Source organism: Agromyces sp. NPDC056523, assembly GCF_042794545.1.
Classification (GTDB): Bacteria; Actinomycetota; Actinomycetes; order Actinomycetales; family Microbacteriaceae; genus Agromyces.
This window is the reverse complement of sequence record NZ_JBHTTM010000006.1, coordinates 193,625-216,426: the sequence shown is the minus strand read 5'-3', so window position 1 is coordinate 216,426 and position 22,802 is coordinate 193,625. Positions and strand designations below refer to the sequence as shown.

Annotated in this window: 20 protein-coding genes; 1 reads left to right on the top strand and 19 read right to left on the bottom strand. The window is 71.8% G+C overall.

Annotated elements, in window-relative coordinates; all coding sequences use genetic code 11:
- Window positions 1–11 precede the first annotated feature (11 nt).
- The 17 genes from argH to infC all read right to left on the bottom strand — a co-directional run bounded on the left by argH (window position 12) and on the right by infC (window position 16,673).
- Window positions 12–1,463 carry an argininosuccinate lyase gene (argH, locus tag ACFQ58_RS17700; protein ID WP_376952526.1) on the bottom strand — a complete coding sequence of 484 codons (1,452 nt, stop codon included), beginning with the start codon at window positions 1,461–1,463 and terminating at the stop codon, window positions 12–14.
- A gap of 2 nt (window positions 1,464–1,465) precedes the next feature.
- Window positions 1,466–2,395 (bottom strand): ornithine carbamoyltransferase, encoded by a 930-nt coding sequence (argF, locus tag ACFQ58_RS17695; RefSeq protein ID WP_376952524.1) that lies wholly within the window; start codon window positions 2,393–2,395, stop codon window positions 1,466–1,468.
- Between the two features lie 44 nt (window positions 2,396–2,439).
- Window positions 2,440–3,633, bottom strand: coding sequence for an acetylornithine transaminase (locus ACFQ58_RS17690; RefSeq protein WP_376952522.1), 1,194 nt, complete (start codon window positions 3,631–3,633; stop codon window positions 2,440–2,442).
- Window positions 3,630–4,571 (bottom strand): acetylglutamate kinase, encoded by a 942-nt coding sequence (argB, locus tag ACFQ58_RS17685; RefSeq protein ID WP_376952538.1) that lies wholly within the window; start codon window positions 4,569–4,571, stop codon window positions 3,630–3,632. The genes ACFQ58_RS17690 and argB overlap by 4 nt, the downstream gene beginning before the upstream one ends.
- Window positions 4,572–4,588: 17 nt before the next feature.
- Window positions 4,589–5,746, bottom strand: coding sequence for a bifunctional glutamate N-acetyltransferase/amino-acid acetyltransferase ArgJ (gene argJ, locus ACFQ58_RS17680; protein WP_376952520.1), 1,158 nt, complete (start codon window positions 5,744–5,746; stop codon window positions 4,589–4,591).
- Window positions 5,743–6,786, bottom strand: a complete 1,044-nt coding sequence (argC, locus tag ACFQ58_RS17675; protein WP_376952518.1) for an N-acetyl-gamma-glutamyl-phosphate reductase — start codon at window positions 6,784–6,786, stop codon at window positions 5,743–5,745. Before argC ends, argJ begins: the two co-directional genes overlap by 4 nt.
- Before the next feature lie 225 nt (window positions 6,787–7,011).
- Window positions 7,012–7,428: a DUF1801 domain-containing protein gene (locus ACFQ58_RS17670; protein ID WP_376952516.1), complete on the bottom strand. Its 417-nt coding sequence runs from the start codon at window positions 7,426–7,428 to the stop codon at window positions 7,012–7,014.
- Between the two features lie 47 nt (window positions 7,429–7,475).
- Entirely contained in the window at window positions 7,476–10,001 is a 2,526-nt protein-coding gene (pheT, locus tag ACFQ58_RS17665; protein ID WP_376952514.1) for a phenylalanine--tRNA ligase subunit beta, read from the bottom strand.
- 2 nt (window positions 10,002–10,003) lie between these two features.
- Entirely contained in the window at window positions 10,004–11,044 is a 1,041-nt protein-coding gene (gene pheS, locus ACFQ58_RS17660) for a phenylalanine--tRNA ligase subunit alpha (protein ID WP_376952512.1), read from the bottom strand.
- A gap of 32 nt (window positions 11,045–11,076) precedes the next feature.
- Window positions 11,077–11,985: an amino acid ABC transporter permease gene (locus tag ACFQ58_RS17655; protein ID WP_376952510.1), complete on the bottom strand. Its 909-nt coding sequence runs from the start codon at window positions 11,983–11,985 to the stop codon at window positions 11,077–11,079.
- Window positions 11,982–12,629 carry an amino acid ABC transporter permease gene (locus ACFQ58_RS17650; protein ID WP_376952508.1) on the bottom strand — a complete coding sequence of 216 codons (648 nt, stop codon included), beginning with the start codon at window positions 12,627–12,629 and terminating at the stop codon, window positions 11,982–11,984. The genes ACFQ58_RS17655 and ACFQ58_RS17650 overlap by 4 nt, the downstream gene beginning before the upstream one ends.
- A gap of 80 nt (window positions 12,630–12,709) precedes the next feature.
- Window positions 12,710–13,585 (bottom strand): glutamate ABC transporter substrate-binding protein, encoded by an 876-nt coding sequence (locus ACFQ58_RS17645; RefSeq protein ID WP_376952506.1) that lies wholly within the window; start codon window positions 13,583–13,585, stop codon window positions 12,710–12,712.
- A 60-nt stretch (window positions 13,586–13,645) separates the two neighbouring features.
- On the bottom strand, window positions 13,646–14,434 hold the full coding sequence (locus tag ACFQ58_RS17640) for an amino acid ABC transporter ATP-binding protein (RefSeq protein WP_376952504.1): 789 nt from the start codon (window positions 14,432–14,434) through the stop codon (window positions 13,646–13,648).
- A 69-nt stretch (window positions 14,435–14,503) separates the two neighbouring features.
- Window positions 14,504–15,304, bottom strand: coding sequence for a TrmH family RNA methyltransferase (locus ACFQ58_RS17635; RefSeq protein WP_376952502.1), 801 nt, complete (start codon window positions 15,302–15,304; stop codon window positions 14,504–14,506).
- Window positions 15,305–15,386: 82 nt separating this feature from the next.
- Window positions 15,387–15,773: a 50S ribosomal protein L20 gene (gene rplT, locus ACFQ58_RS17630; RefSeq protein WP_092670536.1), complete on the bottom strand. Its 387-nt coding sequence runs from the start codon at window positions 15,771–15,773 to the stop codon at window positions 15,387–15,389.
- A 32-nt stretch (window positions 15,774–15,805) separates the two neighbouring features.
- On the bottom strand, window positions 15,806–16,000 hold the full coding sequence (gene rpmI / locus ACFQ58_RS17625) for a 50S ribosomal protein L35 (RefSeq protein WP_067949205.1): 195 nt from the start codon (window positions 15,998–16,000) through the stop codon (window positions 15,806–15,808).
- A 55-nt stretch (window positions 16,001–16,055) separates the two neighbouring features.
- Window positions 16,056–16,673 carry a translation initiation factor IF-3 gene (infC, locus tag ACFQ58_RS17620; protein WP_376952537.1) on the bottom strand — a complete coding sequence of 206 codons (618 nt, stop codon included), beginning with the start codon at window positions 16,671–16,673 and terminating at the stop codon, window positions 16,056–16,058.
- A gap of 269 nt (window positions 16,674–16,942) precedes the next feature.
- Here infC and ACFQ58_RS17615 point away from each other — a divergent pair, with 269 nt between their 5' ends.
- On the top strand, window positions 16,943–17,344 hold the full coding sequence (locus ACFQ58_RS17615; RefSeq protein ID WP_376952500.1) for a DUF1844 domain-containing protein: 402 nt from the start codon (window positions 16,943–16,945) through the stop codon (window positions 17,342–17,344).
- A gap of 10 nt (window positions 17,345–17,354) precedes the next feature.
- Here the strand turns inward: ACFQ58_RS17615 and ACFQ58_RS17610 are convergent, their stop codons facing one another.
- On the bottom strand, window positions 17,355–18,131 hold the full coding sequence (locus tag ACFQ58_RS17610) for a DNA-formamidopyrimidine glycosylase family protein (RefSeq protein WP_376952498.1): 777 nt from the start codon (window positions 18,129–18,131) through the stop codon (window positions 17,355–17,357).
- 4 nt (window positions 18,132–18,135) lie between these two features.
- On the bottom strand, window positions 18,136–22,782 hold the full coding sequence (locus ACFQ58_RS17605; RefSeq protein WP_376952496.1) for a DEAD/DEAH box helicase: 4,647 nt from the start codon (window positions 22,780–22,782) through the stop codon (window positions 18,136–18,138).
- Window positions 22,783–22,802 lie beyond the last annotated feature (20 nt).

Here is a 22,802-nt window from a genome sequence, read left to right as displayed (position 1 = left end):
CGTGCGCCGCCTCAGACGTCGCCGCCGGGCAGCGCCTGCACGAGGTGACGGACGCGGTCGGTCAGGGCCGCGAACTGCGCCTCGACGCGAGCGGGCGCGGTGCCGCCCACGCCGTCGCGGCTCGCGACGGAGCCCTCGATCGTCAGGACCTCGCGCACGTCGGGCGTGAGCTGCGGCGAGATCCCGGCGAGCGCCGCATCGTCGACCTCGTGCAGGTCGAGCGAATGCTCCTCGGCGTACCGCACGAGCTCGCCCGTGATCTCGTGCGCGTCGCGGAACGGCACGCGGCGCTTCACGAGCCACTCCGCGACATCCGTCGCCAGCGAGAAGCCGGCCGGGGCCAGCTCGGCCATCCGGTCGGCGTGGAAGGCGAGCGTCTCGATCATGCCGGTGAACGCGGGCAGGAGCACCTCGAGCGTCTCGACCGAGTCGAAGACGGGCTCCTTGTCCTCCTGTAGGTCGCGGTTGTATGCGAGCGGCAGGGCCTTGAGCGTGGCGAGCAGGCCCGTGAGGTTGCCGATGAGCCGGCCCGACTTGCCGCGCGCGAGCTCGGCGATGTCGGGGTTCTTCTTCTGCGGCATGATGGACGATCCGGTCGAGTAGCCGTCGTCGAGCGTGACGAAGCCGAACTCGCGCGTGTTCCAGAGGATGACCTCCTCGGCGATGCGCGAGAGGTCGATCCCGATCATCGCCGTGACGAACGCGAACTCGGCGACGACGTCGCGGCTCGCGGTGCCGTCGATGGAGTTCTCGGCCGGTGCGGCGAGCCCGAGGTGGCGGGCCACCGAGGCCGCATCGAGGCCGAGCGTCGAGCCGGCGAGCGCACCGCCCCCGTAGGGCGAGACATCCGCGCGCTTGAGCCAGTCGACGAGGCGCTCGAGGTCGCGCGAGAGCGCCCAGCCGTGCGCGAGCAGGTGGTGTGCGAGGAGCACGGGCTGGGCGTGCTGGAGGTGCGTGCGTCCGGGCATGATCGCGGTGCGGTGCTGGTCGGCCTGGGCCGTGAGCGCATCGATGAGGTGCACGAGCTGCCGGCCGATGGTCGCGGCGTGGTCCTTCAGGTAGAGGCGCACGAGCGTGGCGATCTGGTCGTTCCGGCTGCGGCCCGCGCGCAGCTTGCCCCCGAGCTCCGGGCCGACCTCGGCGATGAGCGCGGTCTCGAGGGCGCCGTGGACGTCCTCGTCGGAATCGGCGGCGACGAGGTCGCCCGACAGCACGCGCCCCTCGAGGGCATCGAGTCCGGTGAGCATGCGATCGAGCTCGTCGGACCCGAGGTAGCCGGCCGCGGCGAGCGCGCGAGCGTGCGCGCGCGACCCGGCCAGGTCGTAGGGAGCGAGCTGCCAGTCGAAGTGCGTGGACTTGGAGAGACGCTGCAGCTCGGGCGACGGGCCGCCCGCGAACCGTGCGCCCCAGAGCGAGCCTTCGTTGGTGCCGTGGCGGTCGTCGGTGCCGTTCGATCCGGCCATGCTCACGCGTCCTTCCTGGCGAGCAGCCACACGAGCAGGGCCTTCTGCGCGTGCAACCGGTTCTCTGCCTCGTCCCAGATGATCGACTGCGGCCCGTCGATGACGTCGGCGGCGACCTCGTAGCCGCGGTCGGCGGGCAGGCAGTGCAGGAACGCCGCGTCGGGCTTCGCGAGCGACATGAGCTCGGCGTCGACCTTGTACGCGCCGAATGTCGCGACGCGGTGCGCCTTCTCGTCCTCCTTGCCCATGGACACCCACGTGTCGGTCACGATCACGTCGGCGCCTGCCGCCGCCTCGGCCGGGTCGGTGTACAGGGTGACCGATCCGCCCGTTCCGGCCGCGATCCGGTCGGCGTCGGCGACGACGGATGCCGCGGGCGCGAACTCCTCGGGCGAGGCCACGCGCACGTGCATCCCGGCGGTCGCCCCCGCGAGCAGGTACGACTGCGCCATGTTCGAGGCGCCGTCGCCGAGGAACGCGACCGTGAGGCCCGCGAGGGTGCCCTTGTGCTCGCGGATCGTGAGCAGGTCGGCGAGCAGCTGGCACGGGTGGAAGTCGTCGGAGAGCGCGTTGACCACCGGGACCGTGGTGCCCGCGGCCATCTCGTCGAGGCCGGACTGCGCGTACGTGCGCCACACGATGGCCGACACCATCCGCTCGAGCACGCGCGCCGTGTCGGACGGGGTCTCCTTGCCGCCGAGCTGGCTCGATGCGGTCGAGATGATCAGCGGCGACCCGCCGAGGTCGGCGATGCCGACCGCGAACGAGACGCGCGTGCGCGTCGACGACTTGTCGAAGATCACGGCAACGGTCTGCGGACCGGCGAGCGGCGTCTGCGACCAGCGGTCGGCCTTGAGCTGCTCGGCCAAGTCGAGGATCTCGGCCTGCTCGGCCGGCGTGATGTCGTCGTCGCGGAGGAAGTGGCGGGTCATGTGGGCTTCCGTTCATGCGCGCCGCTGGCGCGCGGGCGGTCGGGTCAGTGGGCGGCGACGGCGACGGCCGCGAGCGCGCGTGAGAACCGCGCCTCGAACTCGTCGAGCTCGGCGTCGCCGATGTTGAGCGGGGGCGCGATCCGGATGGTCGCGTCGTTGGCGGCGTTCACGATGAGTCCGTGGTCGAGGGCCGCCGACGAGAGGGCCGCGGCGGCGGGCTCGGTGAGCGCGACGCCCAGCAGCAGGCCGCGTCCGCGGACCCCCGCGACGAGCGGTGAGCCGAGCCCGAGCACGCGTTCGCGCAGCTCGGCGCCACGACGCGCGGCGTTCTCGACGAGTCCGGCGCGCTCGATCTCGCCGAGCACGGCGTTCGAGACCGACGTGGCGAGCGGATTGCCGCCGAACGTCGAGCCGTGCTGGCCCTTCGCGTACAGGTCGGAGGCGTGGCCGAAGGTGACGAGCGCCCCGATCGGGAAGCCGCCGCCGATGCCCTTCGCGACGGTGATCGCATCGGGCAGGATCCCGGCGTGCTGGAAGGCGAACCATTCGCCCGTGCGGCCGGCGCCCGTCTGGATCTCGTCGACGACGAGCAGCGCCCCATGGCGACGGGTCAGCTCGCGCGCCGCCTGCAGGTACCCGTCGGGCAGGTCGAGCACCCCCGCCTCGCCCTTGATGGGCTCGACGATGAGGGCCGCGACGCCGTCGTCGAGCTCGGCCTCGAGCGCCGCGATCGTCGACGGGATGTGGTGCACGCCGCCGGGCAACGGCTCGAACGCCTCCCGCATGGCCGGCTTCCCGGTGAGCGCCAGTGAGCCCATCGTGCGGCCGTGGAACGCGTCGACGAGGGCGAGCACGCGCGAGCGCGCCCCGCCCGAGTTGTTGAGCCGGGCGAGCTTGAATGCGGCCTCGTTGGCCTCGGCACCGGAGTTGCCGAACCACACGCGACCCGCGTCGCCGGCGCCCGTGAGTCGCGCGAGCCGATCGGCGAGCTCGAGGGCCGGTTCCGTCGCGAAGTAGTTCGACACGTGCGCGAGGGTCGCGGCCTGGCGCGACACGGCCTCCACGAACACCGGGTGCGCGTGGCCGAGCGAGTTCACGGCGATTCCCGCCAGGAAGTCGAGGTAGCGCGTGCCCTCGTCATCCCAGACCCACGCGCCTTCGCCGCGCTCGAGCTTGCGCAGCGGCGTCCCGAGGGTGCGCATCATGCGGTGCTCGAAGCGATCGCGCCATCCGGTCACGCGATCACCTCCGCGGCATCCGTCGGGGCGGTCGCCGTCGGCACGACCTCGGTGCCGATGCCCTGCCGCGTGAAGACCTCGAGCAGGATCGAGTGCGGCACGCGCCCGTCGATGATCGCCGCCTTCGGCACGCCGCCGGCCACGGCCTCGAGGCACGCGGCCATCTTCGGGATCATGCCGGATTCCAGCGACGGCAGCAGGGCCTCGAGCTCGGCCGCGTCGATCTCGGAGACGAGCGAGTCGCGGTTCGGCCAGTCGCGATACAGCCCCGCGACGTCGGTGAGGATGACGAGCTTCGCGGCCCCGAGCGCGACCGCGAGCGACGCCGCGGCCGAGTCGGCGTTGACGTTGAGCGACTGACCCGGCTGGTCGAGGTCGGGTGCGATGGAGGACACGACCGGGATGCGGCCGGCATCCACCTGCGCGAGCACCGCCTCGGGCTCGACCACGACGACGTCGCCGACCAGGCCGAGGTCGACCTCCTCGCCGTCGACGACCGCGCCGCGACGGCGACCGCGGAACAGCCCGGCGTCCTCACCGGAGAGCCCGGCGGCCAGCGGCCCGTGCTCGTTGATCAGGCTCACGAGCTCGCGGTTGACCTGCCCCGACAGCACCATCCGCACCACGTCCATCGTCTCGGGAGTGGTCACGCGGTATCCGCCGCGGAACTCGCTCGGGATGCCGAGCCGCTCGAGCATCGAGGAGATCTGGGGCCCGCCGCCGTGCACGACCACGGGCCGGATGCCCGCGTACCGGAGGTACACCATGTCCTCGGCGAACGCGCGCTGGAGTTCGGGGCTCACCATCGCGTTGCCGCCGAACTTCACGACGATCGTCTCGCCGTGGAAGCGCTTCAACCACGGCAGCGACTCGATCAGCGTCTCGGCCTTGCGGGCGGCGGCAGCGGCATCCGTGCGGGCGTCGCCGTCGTGCGTCATCTGCTCCTCGCTCATGCTCAGCTCGAGTACGCGCTGTTCTCGTGCACGTAGTCGTGCGTGAGGTCGTTCGTCCAGATCGTGGCGGATGCCTCGCCCGCGTGCAGCTCGATGAGCACGTGGGTCGCCCGCGGTGCGAGGTCGACCTCGTCGCGCGGCCGATCGGGCCGTCCGGCGTGGCAGACGCGCACGCCGTTCATCGTGACGTCCACGAGGTACGGGTCGAACGGCGCCCGCGTGGTGCCGATCGCCGCGAGCACCCGGCCCCAGTTCGGGTCGTTGCCGAAGATCGCAGCCTTGAACAGGTTGTTGCGCGCGACCGAGCGCCCCACCTCGACGGCGTCCGCTTCCGTCGCCGCGCCGCGCACCTCGATCGCGATGTCGTGGCTCGCGCCCTCGGCGTCGCCCTGCAACTGGATCGCGAGGTCGCGGCACGCGGTCGTGAGCGCCTCGACGAACGTCGCGGCATCCGGCGTCACGCCCGAGGCACCCGATGCGAGCAGCGTGACCTGGTCGTTCGTCGACATGCAGCCGTCGGAGTCGAGCCGGTCGAACGTCACGCGGGTCGCCTCGCGGAGCGCGCCGTCGAGGTCTGCCGACGGCAGGTCGGCATCGGTCGTGAGCACGACGAGCATCGTGGCCAGGCCGGGTGCGAGCATGCCCGCGCCCTTGGCCATGCCGCCGATCCGCCATCCGTCGACCACGACCTGCGTCGTCTTCGGTCGCGAGTCGGTGGTCATGATCGCGCGGGCCGCGTCGGCGCCGGCTGCCTCATCGCTCGCGAGCCGGTTCGCCGCCGAGAGCACGCCCTCTTCGAGCACCTCGCCGTCGAGCTGGTCGCCGATGAGCCCGGTCGAGCAGACGAGCACGTCGCCGGCCGAGACGTGCAGCGCGGATGCCGCGGCCTCCGCCGTGCGGTGCGTGACCTGGAATCCCTCGGGGCCGGTGAAGCAGTTCGCGCCGCCCGAGTTCAGCACGACGGCCGATACCACGCCGTCCTCGACGGCCTGCTGGGACCACAGGATCGGGTTGGCCTTCGCGCGGTTGGACGTGAAGACCGCGGCACCCGCCTGACGCGGACCGCGGTTGACGACGAGCGCGAGGTCGAGCGCGCCGGTGCGCTTGATGCCGGCCGCGATGCCCGCGGCCTCGAACCCAGCCGGAGACGTGACGCTCACGGCGCGACCCCGTTCACGGGCAGGCCGGTCGCCTCGGCGAGGCCGAGCGCGATGTTCGCCGACTGGATGGCGGCACCGGCGGTGCCCTTCACCAGGTTGTCGACGGCCGCGACGACCACCACGCGGCCGGCGGCCTCGTCGACCGCGAGGCCCAGCAGGGCGGTGTTCGCACCGAGCACGTCGGCCGTGCGCGGGAACTGCCCGTCGGGCAGGAGCTGCACGAACCGCTCCCCCGCATAGGCGTCCTCCCAAGCGGCACGGACCGTCGCGGCATCCGTACCGGGCACGATGCGTGCGCTCGAGGTCGCGAGGATGCCCCGCGACATCGGCACGATCGTCGGGGTGAACGAGATGGTCGGCGCCGCCGCACCCGCCCAGCGGAGTGCCTGCTGGATCTCGGGGATGTGCCGATGCGTGCCGCCCACGGCATACGGGTTCGCCGAGCCGAGGATCTCGGAGCCGAGCAGGTGCGCCTTGAGCGCACGACCCGCGCCTGACGGGCCCACCGCGAGGACCGACACGATGTCGCGGTCCTCGATGACGCCGGCGCGGATGCCCGGTGCGAGCGACAGCGCCACGGTCGAGGCGTTGCATCCCGGCGCGGCGATGCGACGGGTCTTCGCCAGCCGCGTGCGCTGGGTGCCCGACATGCGCGGCAGCTCTGGCACGCCGTACTCCCACGTGCCGTGGAATTCGCCACCGTAGAAGTCGGCCCAGTCCTGTTCGGACTCGAGCCGGTGGTCGGCACCGCAGTCGATGACGAGGGTGTCCTCGCCGAGCTCGGCCGCGATCGCGCCCGACGCCCCGTGGGGCAGCGCGAGGAACACGACGTCGTGGCCGGCGAGCGTCTCGGTCGACGTCTCCTTGAGCGTGAGGTGCGTGTACCCGCGGAGGTGCGGCTGGACGGCGCTCAGGGGCTGGCCCGCGTTCGAGTGCGCGGTGACGGTGCGCACCTCGAACTCGGGATGGTCGGCGAGCAGGCGCAGCAGCTCGCCCCCGGCATAGCCGGACGCGCCGGACACGGCGACGGTGAACGTCATGGATTCCACCTTATGGGCTGATCGGTCGAGTGAGTCGGCTCCGGCGACGCCCAGGACGGCAGGCTCAGGCCGTCGCGGGAGTCGCCTGGATTCGGCGCTCGCCACGACGTCGGCGCACCACGACGACACGCGCGACGCGTGCGGTTCGGGGCTGCCGGGCGGTGGACATGCAAGCGACCCTATCGAGCCGTCGCGCCGACTCGCAAACCGGCGGCCACCGAGGCGTCACCCGATGTCGTCGCCGCGCGTACGCACCCAGGCTCGATCGACGAGATCCTCGAGCACGTGCCGGTCGACGGTCTCGAGCCGCCCGATCCAGAGGCACCCGGCGCCGATCTTGACCTTGCCGAGCCGGTCGATCAGTTCCTCGGCGCCCGGCGTCTGCAAGCCGTACAGCGAGATCGACGCCTTCCGCGGTGAGAACCCGACGACCATCCAGTCGCCCTCCCGACCGCTGGCGTACCGGTAATGATGCAGGCCGTAGCCCACGATCGACGGACCCCACATGACGGCATCGGTATCGGTGACGCGGTCGAACAGCTCGCGGAGCTCGAACCCGTCGGCGCGGCGCCCAGCGGGCTCCACGGCGGCGAGGAAGTCGGACACCGATTCGCCGGTCGGGACGGTCTTCGCTTCGGCCATGCCTCACGCTACCGCCGCGGGACGGGCGGCGTCACCCCTGCGACGACCTAGTCGCGGATGGCGGCGCCCGTGCGCTCGGCGGCCAGCGCGGCCCCCGCGAGCTTCGCCTCGCTCGCCTCGGCGGCGGTGAGCGTGCGGTCCGCGGCGCGGAAGCGCAGCGCGAACGTCAGGCTCTTCGCGCCCTCGGGCAGGCCCTGGCCGCGGTAGTCGTCGACGAGGCGGAGCTCCTCGAGCAGGTCGCCCGCACCCTCGCGCACCGCGTCGGCGACGCTCGCCGCCGGCACATCGGCGCCGACCACGAGCGAGAGGTCCTGCGTCGCGGCGGGCAGCGCACCGATCGGGCGGGCCTCGACCGACGGGTCGGTGAAGGCCAGGATCGCGTCGAGGTCGACCTCGGCGACGGCGACGACGCGCGGCAGGTCGGCCTCGGCCGTGAGACGCGGGTGCAGCTCGCCGGCGTAGCCGACGACCTGGTCGGCGACTCGGACCTCGGCCGTGCGGCCCGGGTGCAGCGCCTGATGCGCCCCCTGCGCGAACTCGACTTCGGCCCCCGCCGCCTGCGCGATGCGACGCACGGCGTCGAGTGCGTCGGCGATTCCGGCGGGTTCGGCCGCGCGACCGGGCTGCTTCGGGCTGAGGTCGCCTGCGAGCAGCACGGCGACGTGGCGAGGCTGCCGCGGGATCCCGGCGTTCAGCTCCTCGAGCACCGCGTCCGACGGGCGCTCCCACCCGATCGGCAGCGCCGCCGTGCCGTAGGCTCGGCCGGTCTCGGGCAGGAAGACGAGTCCGAGCTCGAACACGTCGAGGTCGGTCAGCCCGCGGGACAGGTTGCGCCGCGCGACACCGATGAGGCCGGGCAGCAGGGAGCGACGGAGGAACGGCGTGGAGGCGTCGAGCGCGTTCGCGAGCTTCACGCTCGCCACCGGCGACCCGTCGACCGAACCGTAGACGCCGTTCTCGTTTTCAGTCACGAACGGGAAGGCGAGCACCTCGGTCGCGCCGGCCGCCGCGAGCGCATCGGCCACGCCGCGACGCACGCGCTGCGAGCGCGTGAGGCCGCGCCCGGGCGGCGCCACGGGCAGGACCGACGCGATGCGGTCGTAGCCGAGCAGGCGCGCGACCTCCTCGGCGAGGTCGGCCTTGCCGGTCAGGTCGGGACGCCACGTGGGCGGGACCACCTCGAGGCCGCCGTCGACCCGCGTGACGCGCCCGCCGACCTCGGCGAGGGCGTCGTGCACCTCGTCGGCCGTGTACTCGACGCCGATGAGCTCGGTCACGTAGCCGTCGGGCAGCGGGATGGGCTCGCGCTCGGGCGCCTCGTGGATGAGCGAGCCGCCGGGCTCGGCGGTGCCGCCCGCGAGGTCGACGAGCAGCTGCGCGACACGGGCGGCCGCCGCGCCGGCGATGGCGGGGTCGACGCCGCGTTCGAAGCGCTTGGACGCCTCGCTCGGCAGCTTGTGACGGCGAGCGGTGCGGGCGATCGACACCGGGTCGAAGTTCGCGGCCTCGATCAGCACGTTGCGGGTGGCGTCGCCGATCTCGGTCTCGGCGCCGCCCATGACGCCCGCGAGGCCGATCGCCCCGCGGTCGTCGGTGATGAGCAGGTCTTCGGGGTCGAGCGTGCGCACCTTGCCGTCGAGGGTCTCGAGCGTCTCGCCGGGCTGCGCGCGCCGAACGACGATGCCGCCCTGCAGCGCGTCGAGGTCGTAGCCGTGGATGGGCTGGCCGAGCTCGAGCATGACGTAGTTCGTGATGTCGACGGGCAGCGAGAGCGAGCGGATGCCGGCGAGCTTGAGTCGCGCGATCATCCACGCCGGTGTGGGCCGGGTGGGGTCGATGTCGCGCACGATGCGCGTCGCGAAGACGCTCGCGCCGACGCGCCCGCGGATCGGCGCCGAGTCGTGGACGCGAACGGGGAACGCGTCGCTCGCAACATCCGCTGCCTCGACCTGACCCGCCGGATCGCGGAACACGGCCCCGGTCGCGTGCGCGTACTCGCGCGCGACGCCCCGGATCGAGAAGGCGTACCCGCGGTCGGGCGTGACGTTGATCTCGACCGCCGCGTCGTCGAGCCCGAGCAGCGCGATCGCGTCGGTGCCGACCGGCGCGTCGATGCCGAGCGTCGACAGCCGCAGGATGCCCTCGTGGTCCTCCCCCAGCCCGAGCTCGCGCGCCGAGGCGATCATGCCGTCGGACACGTGCCCGTAGGTCGTGCGCGCGGCGATCGGGAACGGGCCGGGCAGCACGGAGCCCGGCAGCGTCACCACGACCTTGTCGCCGACGAAGAAGTTGCGCGCACCGCACACGATGCCGTGCACGGCGTCGCCGCCGTCGGCGGCCGTCTCGCCCTCGGGCGCGACGCGCACCTGGCACCAGCGGATGGTCTTGCCGTTGGACTGCGGCTCCTCGACGAATTCGAGCACCTCGCCCACGACGATCGGGCCCTCGAGGTCGAACGTGTGCACGTCCTCCTCCTCGAGCCCGACGCGCACGAGCGCGGCGTGCACGTCCTCGAGGGACGTGCCCGGGGGCAGGTCGACGTACTCGGCGAGCCAGCTGAGCGGCACTCGCATCGTTAAACCACCATTCCGAACTGCTGTGAGAAGCGGATGTCGCCCTCGGCCATGTCGCGCATGTCCTGGACGTCGTTGCGGAGCATGAGACCCCGCTCGATGCCCATGCCGAACGCGAAGCCCGTGTACACCTCGGGGTCGATGCCCGCGGCGCGGAGCACGTTGGGGTGCACCATCCCGCAGCCGCCCCACTCGATCCAGCGCGCGCCGCCCTTGAACGTCGGGTGCCAGAAGTCGAGCTCGGCGCTCGGCTCGGTGAACGGGAAGAAGCTCGGGCGCAGGCGCACCTTGGCGTCGTCGCCGAAGATCGACTTCACGAAGTGGTCGAGCGTGCCCCGCAGGTGCGCCATCGTCAGGCCCTTGTCGACCGCGAGCCCCTCGAACTGCATGAAGACGGGCAGGTGCGTGGCGTCGAACTCGTCGGTGCGGTAGACGCGACCGGGCGCGAGCACGTAGATCGGCACCTCGCGGTCGAGCATCGAGCGCACCTGCACGGGGCTCGTGTGGGTCCGCAGCACGAGGTGCGCCTCGGGCGGGTCGACGAAGAAGGTGTCCTGCATCGCGCGCGCCGGGTGGTCGGCATCGAAGTTCAGCGCGTCGAAGTTGAACCACTCGCTCTCGACCTCGGGGCCCTCGGCGATCTCCCACCCCATGCCGGTGAAGACGTCGCACACGCGGTCTTGCAGCAGGGTGAGCGGATGGCGCGCGCCGGCCGTGAAGCGCGAGGGCAGCGCCGTGACATCCACCGCCTCGGCGGCGAGCTGCGCCTCGGCCTCGGCTTCGACGATCTCGGCCTCGCGCGCGGCGAACGCCTGGTTCACTCGGCCGCGCGCGGAGCCGACGAGCTTGCCGAGGGCGGCCTTCTGGTCGTTCGGCACGTTGCGCAGCGATGCGTTCAGCCGCGCGAGCGTCGACTTCTCGCCGGTGTGCTCGGCGCGCACGGCCTTCAGGGCCGCGGAGTCGCCGGCCGCGGCGATCGCCGTGAGGGCCGCCTCGACGGCGGCCTCGACGGCCGGTTCGGTGATCTGGAGGGGCTCGGACACGAAGAACGAGTCTAGTGGGCGAGCCGCGCTCGCTAGAACGACCCCTGTCCCATCTGCTTCGAGTCCGCGACGGCCCGAGCCATGAGCATCGCCTGGTCCTCGTCCTCAGGGCTCGGCGGCTTCTGCCCGGTGCGGCGGGCGGTGCGCTTGGCGACCCAGCGCGCGAACCACGACAGCGACAGGTTCATCGCGAGGTAGAGCACGAGCGTGACGACGAAGAACGAGAACAGGTAGTAGTTGCCGTAGAAGCTCGCGAGCTGGTTCATGTTGACCCGCAGGAGCTCGACGTAGCCGACGATGTAGCCGAGCGACGTGTCCTTCAGGAGCACCACGAGCTGGGCGATGATGATCGGCAGCATCTGGCGGAAGGCCTGCGGGAACTCGATGAGCATCTTCGACTGCATCGGGCGCATGCCGAGGCTGAGGCCGGCCTCGCGCTGGCCCTTGGGCAGCGCCGCCAGGCCGGCACGGAGCGCCTCGCCGATGAGCACGCCGTTGTAGAGCGAGAGCGCGGCGACGACCGCCCAGAACGACCCGGTGTTCAGCACGAGCAGGATGAACAGCATCATCAGCAGCACCGGCATGCCGCGGATGAACTCGAGCACGACGGCCGTCGGGATGCGGATCCACGGGTTGTGGGCGCTGCGGAGGAGCGAGAAGACCACGCCGAGGATGAGCGCGAGCACGGCCGCCGTGAGGGCGGCGCGGAGCGTGCCCCACACGCCGGCGACGAAGATGTACCGCCACACGGTCGGGTCGGCGAAGATGTCCCATCGCGACGGATCGAAGTAGCCGGGCAGGTCGCCGCGTGGCGCGTTGAGGGTGAGGAACATCCAGAACAGGCCGCCCGCGATAGCGAGGGCGCCGATGACGGACGCGATCAGGGAGCGTCGACGGGCCACCGGGCCCGGGGCGTCGAAGAGGACGCTCGATCCGGTCATCGCTGCACCACCCAACGTCGTTCGAGGCGCGCTGCCAGCAGGCCGAGCGGCACCGTGATGATCAGGTAGAAGGTCGCCACTCCGAGCAGGATCGGGATGACCGCATCACCGTTCGCATTGGAGAGGGTGCGCCCGACCGCGAACAGCTCGACGACGAAGAACCCGCCCGCGACCGACGTGTTCTTCGTGAGGGCGATGAACACGTTGATGAGCGGCGGGATGGTCATGCGGAAGGCCTGGGGCAGCACGATGAGGCCGACGGTCTGCGAGAACCCGAAGCCCACGCTTCGGGCTGCCTCGGCTTGGCCGACCGGCACGCCGTTGACTCCCGAGCGCAGCGCCTCGGCCACGAACGGCGACGTGTAGACGGACAGGCCGATCATCGCCGCGACCGCGTAGTCCAGTCGCGAGCCCAGCTGCGGCAGCACGAACGCGCAGAAGAACAGCACGAGCGTGAGCGGCGTGTTCCGTACCAGCTCGGTGTACACCGTCGCGAACCACCGCAGCGACCCCACCGGCGAGATGCGCATCGCGGCGATCAGCGTGCCGATCACGAGCGCCGCGATTCCCGAGACCACCAGGAGCAGCAGCGTCATGCCGAAGCCCCGGAAGTACATCGGGAGGTTTTCGATGACCGCGTCCACCTCGGTCCTTCCTGTCCATCCGGGTCGGTCACCGACCCGGCGGGTCCGGACGCCTCACGGCGCCCGGACCCCCGTGTCGATCAGTACCGGTCGACGGCCGGCGGATCGCGGAACTCGAGCACGGTGCCGGCGGTGGCGTCCCAGGCCTCCTCGTACGTGCCGTCCTCGTAGGACTCCTCGAGCACGTCGTTGATGAAGGTGCGGAACTCGTCATCGCCCTTCATGAGGCCGATGCCGTACGGCTCCTGCGTGAACGGCTCGCCCACGAGCTTGAACTCGCCCGGGTTCTGGTCGATCAGGCCCGCCAGGATGACGTTGTCGGTCGACACGGCGACCGCCGCACCGCTGCGAAGCGGCTCGAGGCAGTTGCTGTACGTGTCGGTCTCGATGACCTGCGCGCCGAGCTCGACGAGGTTCGCGGCCGGCGTCGAACCGGTGACCGAGCACACGGGCTGACCGACGAGGTCCTCCTCGCTCTCGATCGTGTCGTTGTCCTCGAGCACGAGGATCGACTGGCCCGCCTCGAAGTACGGACCGGCGAAGTCGACGACTTCCTTGCGCTTGTCGTTGATCGTGTACGTCGCGACGACGATGTCGACCTGCCCGTTCTCGATGAACGGCTCGCGGTTCGCCGACACGGTCTCGACCCACTCGATGTTCTCGGGCGCGATGCCGAGCTTGCCGGCGATGATCTTGCCGATCTCGACGTCGAAACCGACGGGCACGCCGTCGGGACCCACGAGGCCGAAGAGCGGCTGGTCGAACTTGGTGCCGATCGTGATGGCGCCCGCCTCGGCGAGGTCGGCCATCGTCGTGCCCTCTTCGAACTCGGGCGTCTCCTCGACGCTCGGCTCGGCCTCGTCAGCGCCCGGAGCGCCGGCGTCGCCGGCACATCCGCTGAACAGGAGCGCGGTCGCGGCGGCCGCGGCCACCAGGGCGATTCTGCTGCGTCTCATCTCTCGTGCCTCATCTCTCGTGAATCGTTCGGGTGCTCCGCGGCTCGTGGCCCCGGAGGTCTAGTGCTCGAGGATCTTCGACAGGAAGTCCTTCGCGCGATCGGACTCGGGGTGGTCGAAGAACTGCGCCGGGGTCGCCTCCTCGACGATGCGACCGTCGGCCATGAACAGCACGCGGTCGGCGGCCTTGCGGGCGAAGCCCATCTCGTGCGTGACGACGATCATGGTCATGCCCTGCTCGGCGAGGCCCACCATGACGTCGAGGACCTCGTTGATCATCTCGGGGTCGAGCGCGCTCGTGGGCTCGTCCATGAGGATGAGCTTCGGGTTCATCGCGAGCGACCGGGCGATCGCGACGCGCTGCTGCTGGCCGCCTGAGAGCTGGGCGGGCATCTTCTTGGCCTGATTCGCCACGCCGACGCGTTCGAGCAGCTCCATCGCCTTCGTCTCGGCGTCCTTGCGCGACATCCGCTTCACCCTGATCGGCGCGAGCGTGATGTTCTCGAGGACGGTCTTGTGCGCGAAGAGGTTGAACGACTGGAAGACCATGCCGACGTCGGCGCGGAGCTTCGCGAGCCCTGCCCCCTCTTCGGGCAGCTTCTCGCCGTCGATCGTGATGGTGCCGGAGTCGATGGTCTCGAGGCGGTTGATCGCACGGCACAGCGTGGACTTGCCCGAGCCGGACGGGCCGATCACGACGACCACCTCGCCGCGGTTGACCACGGTGTTGATGTCGTTGAGGACGTGGAGATCGCCGAAGTGCTTGTCGACGTGGTCGACGATCACGAGCGGTTCGCCGCGACGGACCGAGATGTTCGACGTTGCTGGTGCGGTGTCGGCCGGTGGCATACCCCCCAAACTAGGGCTCGGAGGCATCACTCGGCCACCGCCCATGCGGGGGGTTACCGTTTCGTGATTTCAGTCGCGCTGCGCGAACGCACTCTCGTAGAGGCAGACGGATGCCGCGGTCGCGAGGTTCATGGACTCGGCGTGCCCGTAGATCGGCACGGTGACGACGCGGTCGGCGAGCGCGAGCTTGTCGGCGGGCAGGCCGTGCGCCTCGTTGCCGAACAGCCACGCCGTCGGACGCGCGAGCACGCCGTCGCGTCGCGCCTCGAGCAGGTCCTCGCCCTTGACGTCGGCGGCGAGGATCGTCAGGCCCGCCTCGCGTGCCCGCGCGAGCACGTCCTCGAGCTCGGCGCCGACCGCGACCGGCAGGTGGAAGATCGAGCCGGTCGACGACCGCACGACCTTGGGGTTGTACAGGTCGACCGCCCGCCCGGTGAAGACGACCGCGTCGGCGCCCGCGGCATCGGCGGCGCGCACGATGGTGCCGGCGTTGCCGGGGTCGCGGACCTCCTCGAGGATCGCGACGAGGCGCGGCTTCGCGGCGAAGACGTCCTTCACGGCCGTCGGGAACTGGTGGCACACCGCGACGAAGCCCTGCGGCGTGACCGTGTCGGCCATCGCCTGCAGCACCTCTTCGGAGACGTACTCGACGTCGACCCCGGCGTCGATCGCCGTGTCGCCGATGTCGCTGTAGCGCTCGAGCGCCGTCGGCGTCGCGTACAGCTCGACGACGAGCTGCGGCCGGAAGGTGAGCGCCTCGGCGACCGCCTGCGGACCCTCGAGCAGGAACATGCCCGTCTCGACGCGCGCGGGCTTCTTCGCGAGCTTCGCGACGGCCCGTACGCGCGGCGACCTCGGGTTCTCGAGCATGGGCCAAGTCTATTGACGAGACGCGAAACGGCCCGGCACCCACTCGGGGTGCCGGGCCGTTCGTCGAAACGAAGGTTGCGGACTAGGCCGCGTTCTTCGGAGCGTTGACGTCGCTCGGGAGCGCCTGCTTGGCGGCCTCGACGAGACCGGCGAAGGCGGCCGGCTCGTTCACGGCGAGCTCGGCGAGGATGCGACGGTCGACCTCGATGCCCGCGAGGCCGAGGCCCTGGATGAGGCGGTTGTACGTGATGCCGTTCTGGCGGGCAGCGGCGTTGATCCGCTGGATCCAGAGGCGACGGAAGTCGCCCTTCTTCTTGCGGCGGTCGTTGTAGGAGTAGACCAGCGAGTGGGTGACCTGCTCCTTCGCCTTGCGGTAGAGGCGCGAACGCTGGCCGCGGTAACCCTCGGCACGCTCGAGGATGACCCGACGCTTCTTGTGCGCATTGACTGCGCGCTTCACTCTTGCCATGACTCTGTTACTTCCTTATCGGGTCGCGTCGCTCAGCGACCGAGCAGCTTCTTGATGACCTTGGTGTCGGGCGCCGAGGCGACCTTGTCCTGGTTCAGACGGCGGGTGCGCACCGAGGACTTGCCCTCGAGGTTGTGCCGCATACCGGCCTGCTGCTTCTTGATCTTGCCGCTGCCGGTGACCTTGAAGCGCTTCTTGGACCCGGAGTGGGTCTTCTGCTTCGGCATCTCGTGTATCTCCTTGGTTCTGCCGCCACCGGGGTGGCGGACGGGGGTGCTGGCCTTACGCCTCGGTGGCCTCGGCCGTCTCCGGCGAGTCGCCCTCGGCCTCGGCCGCCGGGCGCTGCTTCGCCGCAGCACGCTGTGCATTCGCCTCGGCCTTGGCCTCGGACTTGTTCTTCAGGGGAGCGATGACCATGACCATGTTGCGGCCGTCGATCGTGGGGTTGTGCTCGACCGTGCCGTACTCCGCCACATCTTCCGCGAAGCGCTGCAGCAGGCGCACGCCCATCTCGGGCCGCGACTGCTCGCGACCGCGGAACAGGATCATGGCCTTGACCTTGTCGCCGGACTTCAGGAAGCCGACGGCGCGCTTCATCTTGGTCTCGTAGTCGTGCTTGTCGATCTTGAGGCGGAAGCGAACCTCCTTGAGGATCGTGTTCGCCTGGTTGCGCCGGGCTTCCTTCGCCTTCTGCGCAGCCTCGTACTTGTACTTGCCGTAGTCCATGATCTTGACGACCGGCGGACGGGAGTTCGGCGCGACCTCGACGAGATCGAGGTCGGCCTCCTGCGCGAGCCGCAGTGCCACCTCGATCTTCACGACGCCGACCTGCTCTCCGCCAGGGCCCACGAGGCGGACCTCGGGGACGCGGATACGGTCATTGGTACGCGGATCGCTGATGCGTGTCTCCTCTACTCGAACTGTGTTCCCAGCTCATCGGGAGACGGATGCCGCCCGATGACGAGAGCGGAAATCCACGCGATGACACCCCGCGGAATTCTCACCGCGGGCTCATGCGGCACCCTTGCTACTCCCCCGCCGGAGCGGGGAAGCGGAGTGCGAACGACCCGGTAACCTTGATGAAGCGGTATGCGCGGGTGGGAGTCTCTCCACTTTCGTACCGGGGACTGGCCCCGGAGCCCGCAGTAGTCTAGCAGAGGAATCCCCCGGTGAGCGACACATCGCCCGAGCCCACGCGTGCGCCCGAGCACGCCGACCACACCGCCGCCGGCGAGGCCGAGCAGGCCGTCGCCGACGCGACCCGCGACATCGCCGAGGTGCCCGCGGTCGAGGTCATCACGACCGCGGCCGTGCACCTCATGAGCGCCGCCGCGGTGAAGGTCGGCCTCGCCGACGACCCCGACGAGCAGACCGACCTCGACGAGGCGCGCAAGCTCATCAACGCCCTCGCCGGACTCATCACCGCGGGTGCGCCCGAGATCAGCGACATGCACGCGCGTTCGCTGCGCGACGGGCTCCGCTCGCTCCAGCTGGCGTTCCGCGAGGCGTCGCTCATCCCCGACGAGCTCGGCAAGGGCCCGGGCGAGAAGTGGACCGGGCCCGTTTCGTAGTCCTCTCGCCTCAGGGCTGGCAGTGCGGGCACCAGTAGGTGTCGCGCAGCTCGACGTCGTTCCGGCCGAGGCGGGTGTGGCGGATGAGCGTGCCGCATCGGCGGCACGGCTCGTCGGCGCGTCCGTAGACCCAGAGTCGGCGTCCGGGTCGGGTGTCGCCCGTCGTCGTGCGCTCGAAGCGGTCGCGGTTGGCATGGATGACCCGCCGGGCTAGATCGACGGTCGCCGGGAGGTCGACCTCGCCGACGGGGCGGTCGGGCCGGATGCCGCGCAGGAAGCAGACCTCGTTGACGAGCACGTTGCCGAGCCCCGCGAGGTTCCGCTGGTCGCCGAGCGCCACGACGGCGGCCGTGTCGGGCGCGCCGGCGAGGCGACGTACGGCCTCCTCGGGATCCCAGTCGGGCCCGAGCAGGTCGGGGCCGAGGTAGCCGAGGCGCTCGCCCTCCTCGGCTGCGGGGAAGACCTCGACGAGTCCGAGGTCGAAGCCGATGGCCGTGACATCCGGGGTCTCGATGATCGCGCGGGCGCGATGTGCCGGTCGGGGCCACTTCTGGCCGGGGCGCAGCACCCGCCACTCCCCCTCCATCTTGAGGTGCGTGTGGAGCACCTGGTCGCCGATGCGCATCAGCAGGTGCTTGCCGCGGCTGCCCACCGAATGGATGGTCTCGCCCGCGAGGTCGACGGTCGCGTAGGCGGGCACGCGCAGGTCGCTGCGCGTCACGACGCGGCCCGCGAGTGCGGCGTCGAGGCGATTCGCGGCATGGAAGACGGTGTCGCCCTCGGGCATCGGGTCACGCCCTCGCGTCGAAGCGGAGCCCCTGGGGGGTCTCGCGGAAGCCGGCCGCGCGCAGCGGCAGCTCGAGCACCGAGCCGTACACGCCCACGCCGTTGACCGTCTCGACCCGGAACCTCGCCCCGCGCGCCCGGGCCAGCGACGCGGCGAGGGCCGTCGCGCCGGCGGCGAGGGCCGCATCGTCGTCGGTGAAGACGAGCGCGGTCCGGCCGCCCCGCTCGAGGTAGAACACCGCCTCGCCGTCGACGATCGCCACGAGTGCGCCGGCCTTGCGGGCCGGACGATGACCGAGCTCGGCAGTCGGCTCGGGCCAGTCGAGCGCGCCGCCGAACGGGTTCGCGGGATCGGTCGCGGCGAGCGCGACCGCACCACCCGCCGGTGCCTGGCGGAGCCGGTCGACCGCGGCGCTGGTGCCGAACTGCGCACCGCCCTGCCCGTCGATGAAGTAGCCGCGGCGCACCCGGCCGGTCTCCTCGAACCCCGCGAGCGTGCGGTAGGCGAGCGCGAAGCCGCCCAGGATGTCCTCTGCGACCACGGACCCGCGCGTCACGACGCCGTATCGCTCGAGCAGCGTCTCGCCGAGGGCGTGGGCGCGGGGCGTCGCGGCATCACTCGGGACGGGCAGGATGGACCAGCGGCCGGCGGCGCGGGGCGGCACCGCGCGCGTCGCGCGCACGCCGTCGGCCGCGACCGACGCGGCGAGCGCGCGTCGCGACAGCGACCGGCCGCGCAGGCGCGCTCGCGGCGTGGGCGCCTTCGTCTTGTGCGCACCGCCGCCCAGGAGCAGCCCTCGGACGGGGGCGAACGTGTCGTTGGTCACGAGTCCGGCCCAGGCGAGTCGCCACAGCGCCTCGAGCACCGGCGCCTCGTCAGTCGCGCCGACGGCGTCGACGAGCTGCCGGAAGAAGTAGGCGCCGCCGCCGCCGAGGGCGGCGAGCAGCTCGGTCTCGAGTGCGTCGAGCGGCTGGTCGACCGGCGCCGGCATCGTGAGCTTCGCGGTGTCGGCGAGGTGCAGGCTGACCCAGCCGTCGTCGCCCGAGAGCGACCCCTGCCCGACCCACAGCACCTCGCCGCTCGCGGTGAGCTCGTCGAGGAGGTCGGGCCGGTAGTCGCCGACGCGCGCGGGCAGCACGAACGACTCCCACGCGGAGGCCGGGATCCGCACGCCTTCGAGCTGCTCGATCACGGCGGCGACGCCGTCGACGCCGCGGAGCCGACCGCCGACGTGCTGCCAGTCGGGCAGGAACCGGGCGAACTCGCGCGGGGCGACGGGCTCGACCTCCTCGCGGAGGGCGGCGAGCGATCGACGCCGCAGTCGCCGGAGGACCTCGGGGTCGCACCATTCGGCGCCCGACCCGTGCGGCAGGAACGCGCCCTCGACGAGCCTGCGTTCACCCGCGAGCCGGCCGAGGGCGGCGTGCGCGACCGCCACGCCGATCCCGAAGCGGTCGGCCACGGCGTGCGTGGTGAACGGCCCGTGCGTGCGCGCGTAGCGGCTCACCAGGTCGCCGAGCGGATCGCGCACGGCCTCGCCGAACGCTTCGGGAAGCCCGGGCGGGACGGGCACGCCGAGCGCGTCGCGCAGTCGGCTCACGTCTTCGACGGCGACGACCCATTCGGATGCCGCGAAGCGGACCCGGGCGGCGCGGCGGGCGGCGACGAGGCCGTCGACGGCGGCCGCGGCATCGGTCAGCTCGTCGACGCGTTCGGCCACCTCGGCCCCGGTGAGCGGCCCGAGTTCGCGCAGGAGGTCGGCGACCCCTTCGTCGCCCTTCGCGCGCCGGTCGGGATGCGTGCGCTGCAGCATCCGCTCGGTCTCGTCGACGATGCCCGGATCGAGCAGCTCGCGCAGCTCGACCGTGCCGAGCAGCTCTGCCAGGAGTCCGGGGTCGAGCGAGAGCGCCGCGGCGCGACGCTCGGCGAGCGGCGCATCGCCCTCGTACATGAACGCGCCGACGTAGCCGAAGAGCAGGCTCGCCGCGAACGGGCTGGCCGTCTCGGTCGTCACATCGACGAATCGCACCCGGCGCGCGCGGATGCGCTCGGCGATCGCCGTGAGGGCGGGGAGGTCGTACACGTCTTGCAGGCACTCGCGCACCGCCTCGAGCACGATGGGGAAATCCGGGAAGTCGCGTGCGACCTCGAGCAGCTGCGACGCCTTCTGCCGCTGCTGCCATAGCGGCGACCGCTTGCCGGGGTTCTGTCGCGGCAGCAGCAGCGCCCGCGCCGCGCACTCGCGGAACCGCGAGGCGAACAGTGCCGAGTCGCCGACCCGCTCGGTGGCGAGTTGGGCGAGCTCGGCCGGGTCGAACTCGAACAGCTCACTGCCAGGCGGCTCGTCGGCGGTGTCGGGCAGGCGCAGCACGATGCCGTCGTCGCTCGCCACGGCGTGCGACTCGATGCCGAACCGCTCCTGCACGCGCGCGTCGACGGCGAGTGCCCACGGCGCGTGCACGCGCATGCCGTAGGGCGAGTGCAGCACGACGCGCCAGTCGCCGAGCTCGTCGCGGAAGCGCTCGACGACCAGGTTCACCGCGTCGGGCACGACGCGCGTGGCGTCGCGCTGGTCGGCGATGAAGCGCACGAGGTTGGCGCCCGCACGCTCGTCGAGGCCCGCCGCCTCGCATCGATCGAGGGCGGCGGATGGCTCGGCGCCCGCCAACTCGCCGATGAACCCGCCGATCGCCTCGCCGAGCTCGGCGGGCCGGCCGATCCCGTCGCCTTTCCAGAACGGCAGGCGCCCGGGTTCGCCGACCGCCGGGGAGACGAGCACGCGGTCGTGCGTGATCTCCTGGATGCGCCAGCTCGTGGCGCCGAGCGCGAACACGTCGCCGACGCGCGACTCGTACACCATCTCTTCGTCGAGCTCGCCCACGCGTCGGCCGGGCCCGGCCTCGCCGATCATGAACACGCCGAACAGCCCGCGGTCGGGGATCGTGCCGCCGCTCGTCACCGCGAGCCGCTGGGCGCCTCGACGCCCCGTGATGGTGCCGGCGTCGCGGTCCCAGACGAGGCGCGGTCGCAGCTCGCCGAAGCGGTCGGACGGGTAGCGCCCGGCGAGGAGGTCGAGGGTCGCGTCGAACGCCGAGCGCGGCAGGGTGTGGAACGGGGCCGCGCGGCGCACGACGTCGAACCAGTGCTCGACCTCCCACTCGTCGACCGCGGCCGCCGCGACGGTCTGCTGGGCGAGCACGTCGAGCGGGTTGGTCGCGATGCGCATGGGCTCGATGCCGCCGGCGATCATGCGCTCGGCGACGACGGCCGAGTGCAGCAGGTCGGCCCGGTGCTTCGGGAACATCACGCCCTTCGACACTTCGCCCACCTGGTGGCCGGCGCGGCCGATGCGCTGCAGGCCGCTCGCGACCGACGGCGGCGATTCGACCTGCATGACGAGGTCGACCGCGCCCATGTCGATGCCGAGCTCGAGGCTCGAGGTGGCGACCACGCACTTCAGGCGACCCGCCTTGAGGTCGGCCTCGACGAGCGCGCGCTCCTCCTTGCTCACGGAGCCGTGGTGGGATCGCGCGATGATCGGCTCGGCTCCCGCGGTGATGCCGGAGGCGCCCGGCAGTTCCGCCGGCGGGCGGCGCACCCCGATCGGCAGCGATGCCGACCCGTCGGAGGCCTCGCGTGCGGGACGCCGCGCGACCGCATCGACCGCGGCCGCGGCGACGAGCGCCGCGGCATCGCGATCGCCCTCGACCTCGGCCTCGTCGGGTGCGGTGCGCTCGGCCCACAGCTCGTTGAGCCGGGCCGTGAGCCGCTCGGCGAGCCGGCGGGAGTTCGCGAACACGATGGTCGACCGGTGCGCGAGCACCTCGTCGAGGATCGCCTCTTCGACGTGCGGCCAGACCGAGCCGCCCGGTTCGCCCGAGAGGTCGGCCAGGTCCTCGACGGGCACCGTGACCGTGAGATCGAACTTCTTGCCCGAGGGCGGCGCGACGATCGACACCGGACGCGTGCCCGACAGGAACCGCGCGACCTCTTCGTGGGGGCGCACGGTCGCCGACAGGCCGATGCGCTGGACGGGGTTCCGGGTCAGCTCGTCGAGCCGTTCGAGCGAGAGCGCGAGGTGCGCGCCGCGCTTGGTGCCCGCGAGCGCGTGGATCTCGTCGACGATGACCGTCTCGACGCCGGCCAGGGTCTCGCGGGCCTGCGACGTGAGCATGAGGAAGAGCGACTCGGGCGTCGTGATGAGGATGTCGGGAGGTCGCTTCACGAGCGCGCGCCGGTCGGTGGACGAGGTGTCGCCGGAGCGGACGCCGACCGTGACCTCTGGCACCTCGACGCCGATCGCCGCGGCGGTGCGGCCGATGCCGACCAGCGGTGCCCGGAGGTTCCGCTCGACGTCGACGCCGAGCGCCTTGAGCGGCGAGAGGTAGACGACCCGAGTCGTGCGCGGAGCCGTCTCGACGACCTCGCCGGTCGCCGCGTCGGCGATGGGGGTCGGGCCGTGGTGCAGGCGGTCGATCGCCGAGAGGAACGCCGCGAGCGTCTTGCCCGACCCGGTGGGGGCGACCACGAGCGCGTGCTCGCCCTGCGAGATCGCCCGCCACGCCGCATCCTGCACGGGAGTGGGCTCGCGGAACGACTCGGTGAACCACGCCCGCGTCGCGGGCGCGAATGATTCGAGCGCCCCGGTCATCCCTCCATCCAAGCGGATGC

What these genes read in the sequence shown, in the direction of transcription:
- ACFQ58_RS17605 (WP_376952496.1), bottom strand. Translation starts at nt 22,782, where the DNA reads ATGACCGGGGCGCTCGAATCATTCGCGCCCGCGACGCGGGCGTGGTTC.
- ACFQ58_RS17670 (WP_376952516.1), bottom strand. Translation starts at nt 7,428, where the DNA reads ATGGCCGAAGCGAAGACCGTCCCGACCGGCGAATCGGTGTCCGACTTC.
- pheT (WP_376952514.1), bottom strand. Translation starts at nt 10,001, where the DNA reads ATGCGAGTGCCGCTCAGCTGGCTCGCCGAGTACGTCGACCTGCCCCCG.
- ACFQ58_RS17640 (WP_376952504.1), bottom strand. Translation starts at nt 14,434, where the DNA reads ATGCCACCGGCCGACACCGCACCAGCAACGTCGAACATCTCGGTCCGT.
- ACFQ58_RS17645 (WP_376952506.1), bottom strand. Translation starts at nt 13,585, where the DNA reads ATGAGACGCAGCAGAATCGCCCTGGTGGCCGCGGCCGCCGCGACCGCG.
- argH (WP_376952526.1), bottom strand. Translation starts at nt 1,463, where the DNA reads ATGGCCGGATCGAACGGCACCGACGACCGCCACGGCACCAACGAAGGC.
- argB (WP_376952538.1), bottom strand. Translation starts at nt 4,571, where the DNA reads ATGACGCACGACGGCGACGCCCGCACGGATGCCGCTGCCGCCGCCCGC.
- rplT (WP_092670536.1), bottom strand. Translation starts at nt 15,773, where the DNA reads ATGGCAAGAGTGAAGCGCGCAGTCAATGCGCACAAGAAGCGTCGGGTC.
- argC (WP_376952518.1), bottom strand. Translation starts at nt 6,786, where the DNA reads ATGACGTTCACCGTCGCCGTGTCCGGCGCGTCCGGCTATGCCGGGGGC.
- ACFQ58_RS17635 (WP_376952502.1), bottom strand. Translation starts at nt 15,304, where the DNA reads ATGCTCGAGAACCCGAGGTCGCCGCGCGTACGGGCCGTCGCGAAGCTC.
- ACFQ58_RS17655 (WP_376952510.1), bottom strand. Translation starts at nt 11,985, where the DNA reads ATGACCGGATCGAGCGTCCTCTTCGACGCCCCGGGCCCGGTGGCCCGT.
- ACFQ58_RS17610 (WP_376952498.1), bottom strand. Translation starts at nt 18,131, where the DNA reads ATGCCCGAGGGCGACACCGTCTTCCATGCCGCGAATCGCCTCGACGCC.
- rpmI (WP_067949205.1), bottom strand. Translation starts at nt 16,000, where the DNA reads ATGCCGAAGCAGAAGACCCACTCCGGGTCCAAGAAGCGCTTCAAGGTC.
- argF (WP_376952524.1), bottom strand. Translation starts at nt 2,395, where the DNA reads ATGACCCGCCACTTCCTCCGCGACGACGACATCACGCCGGCCGAGCAG.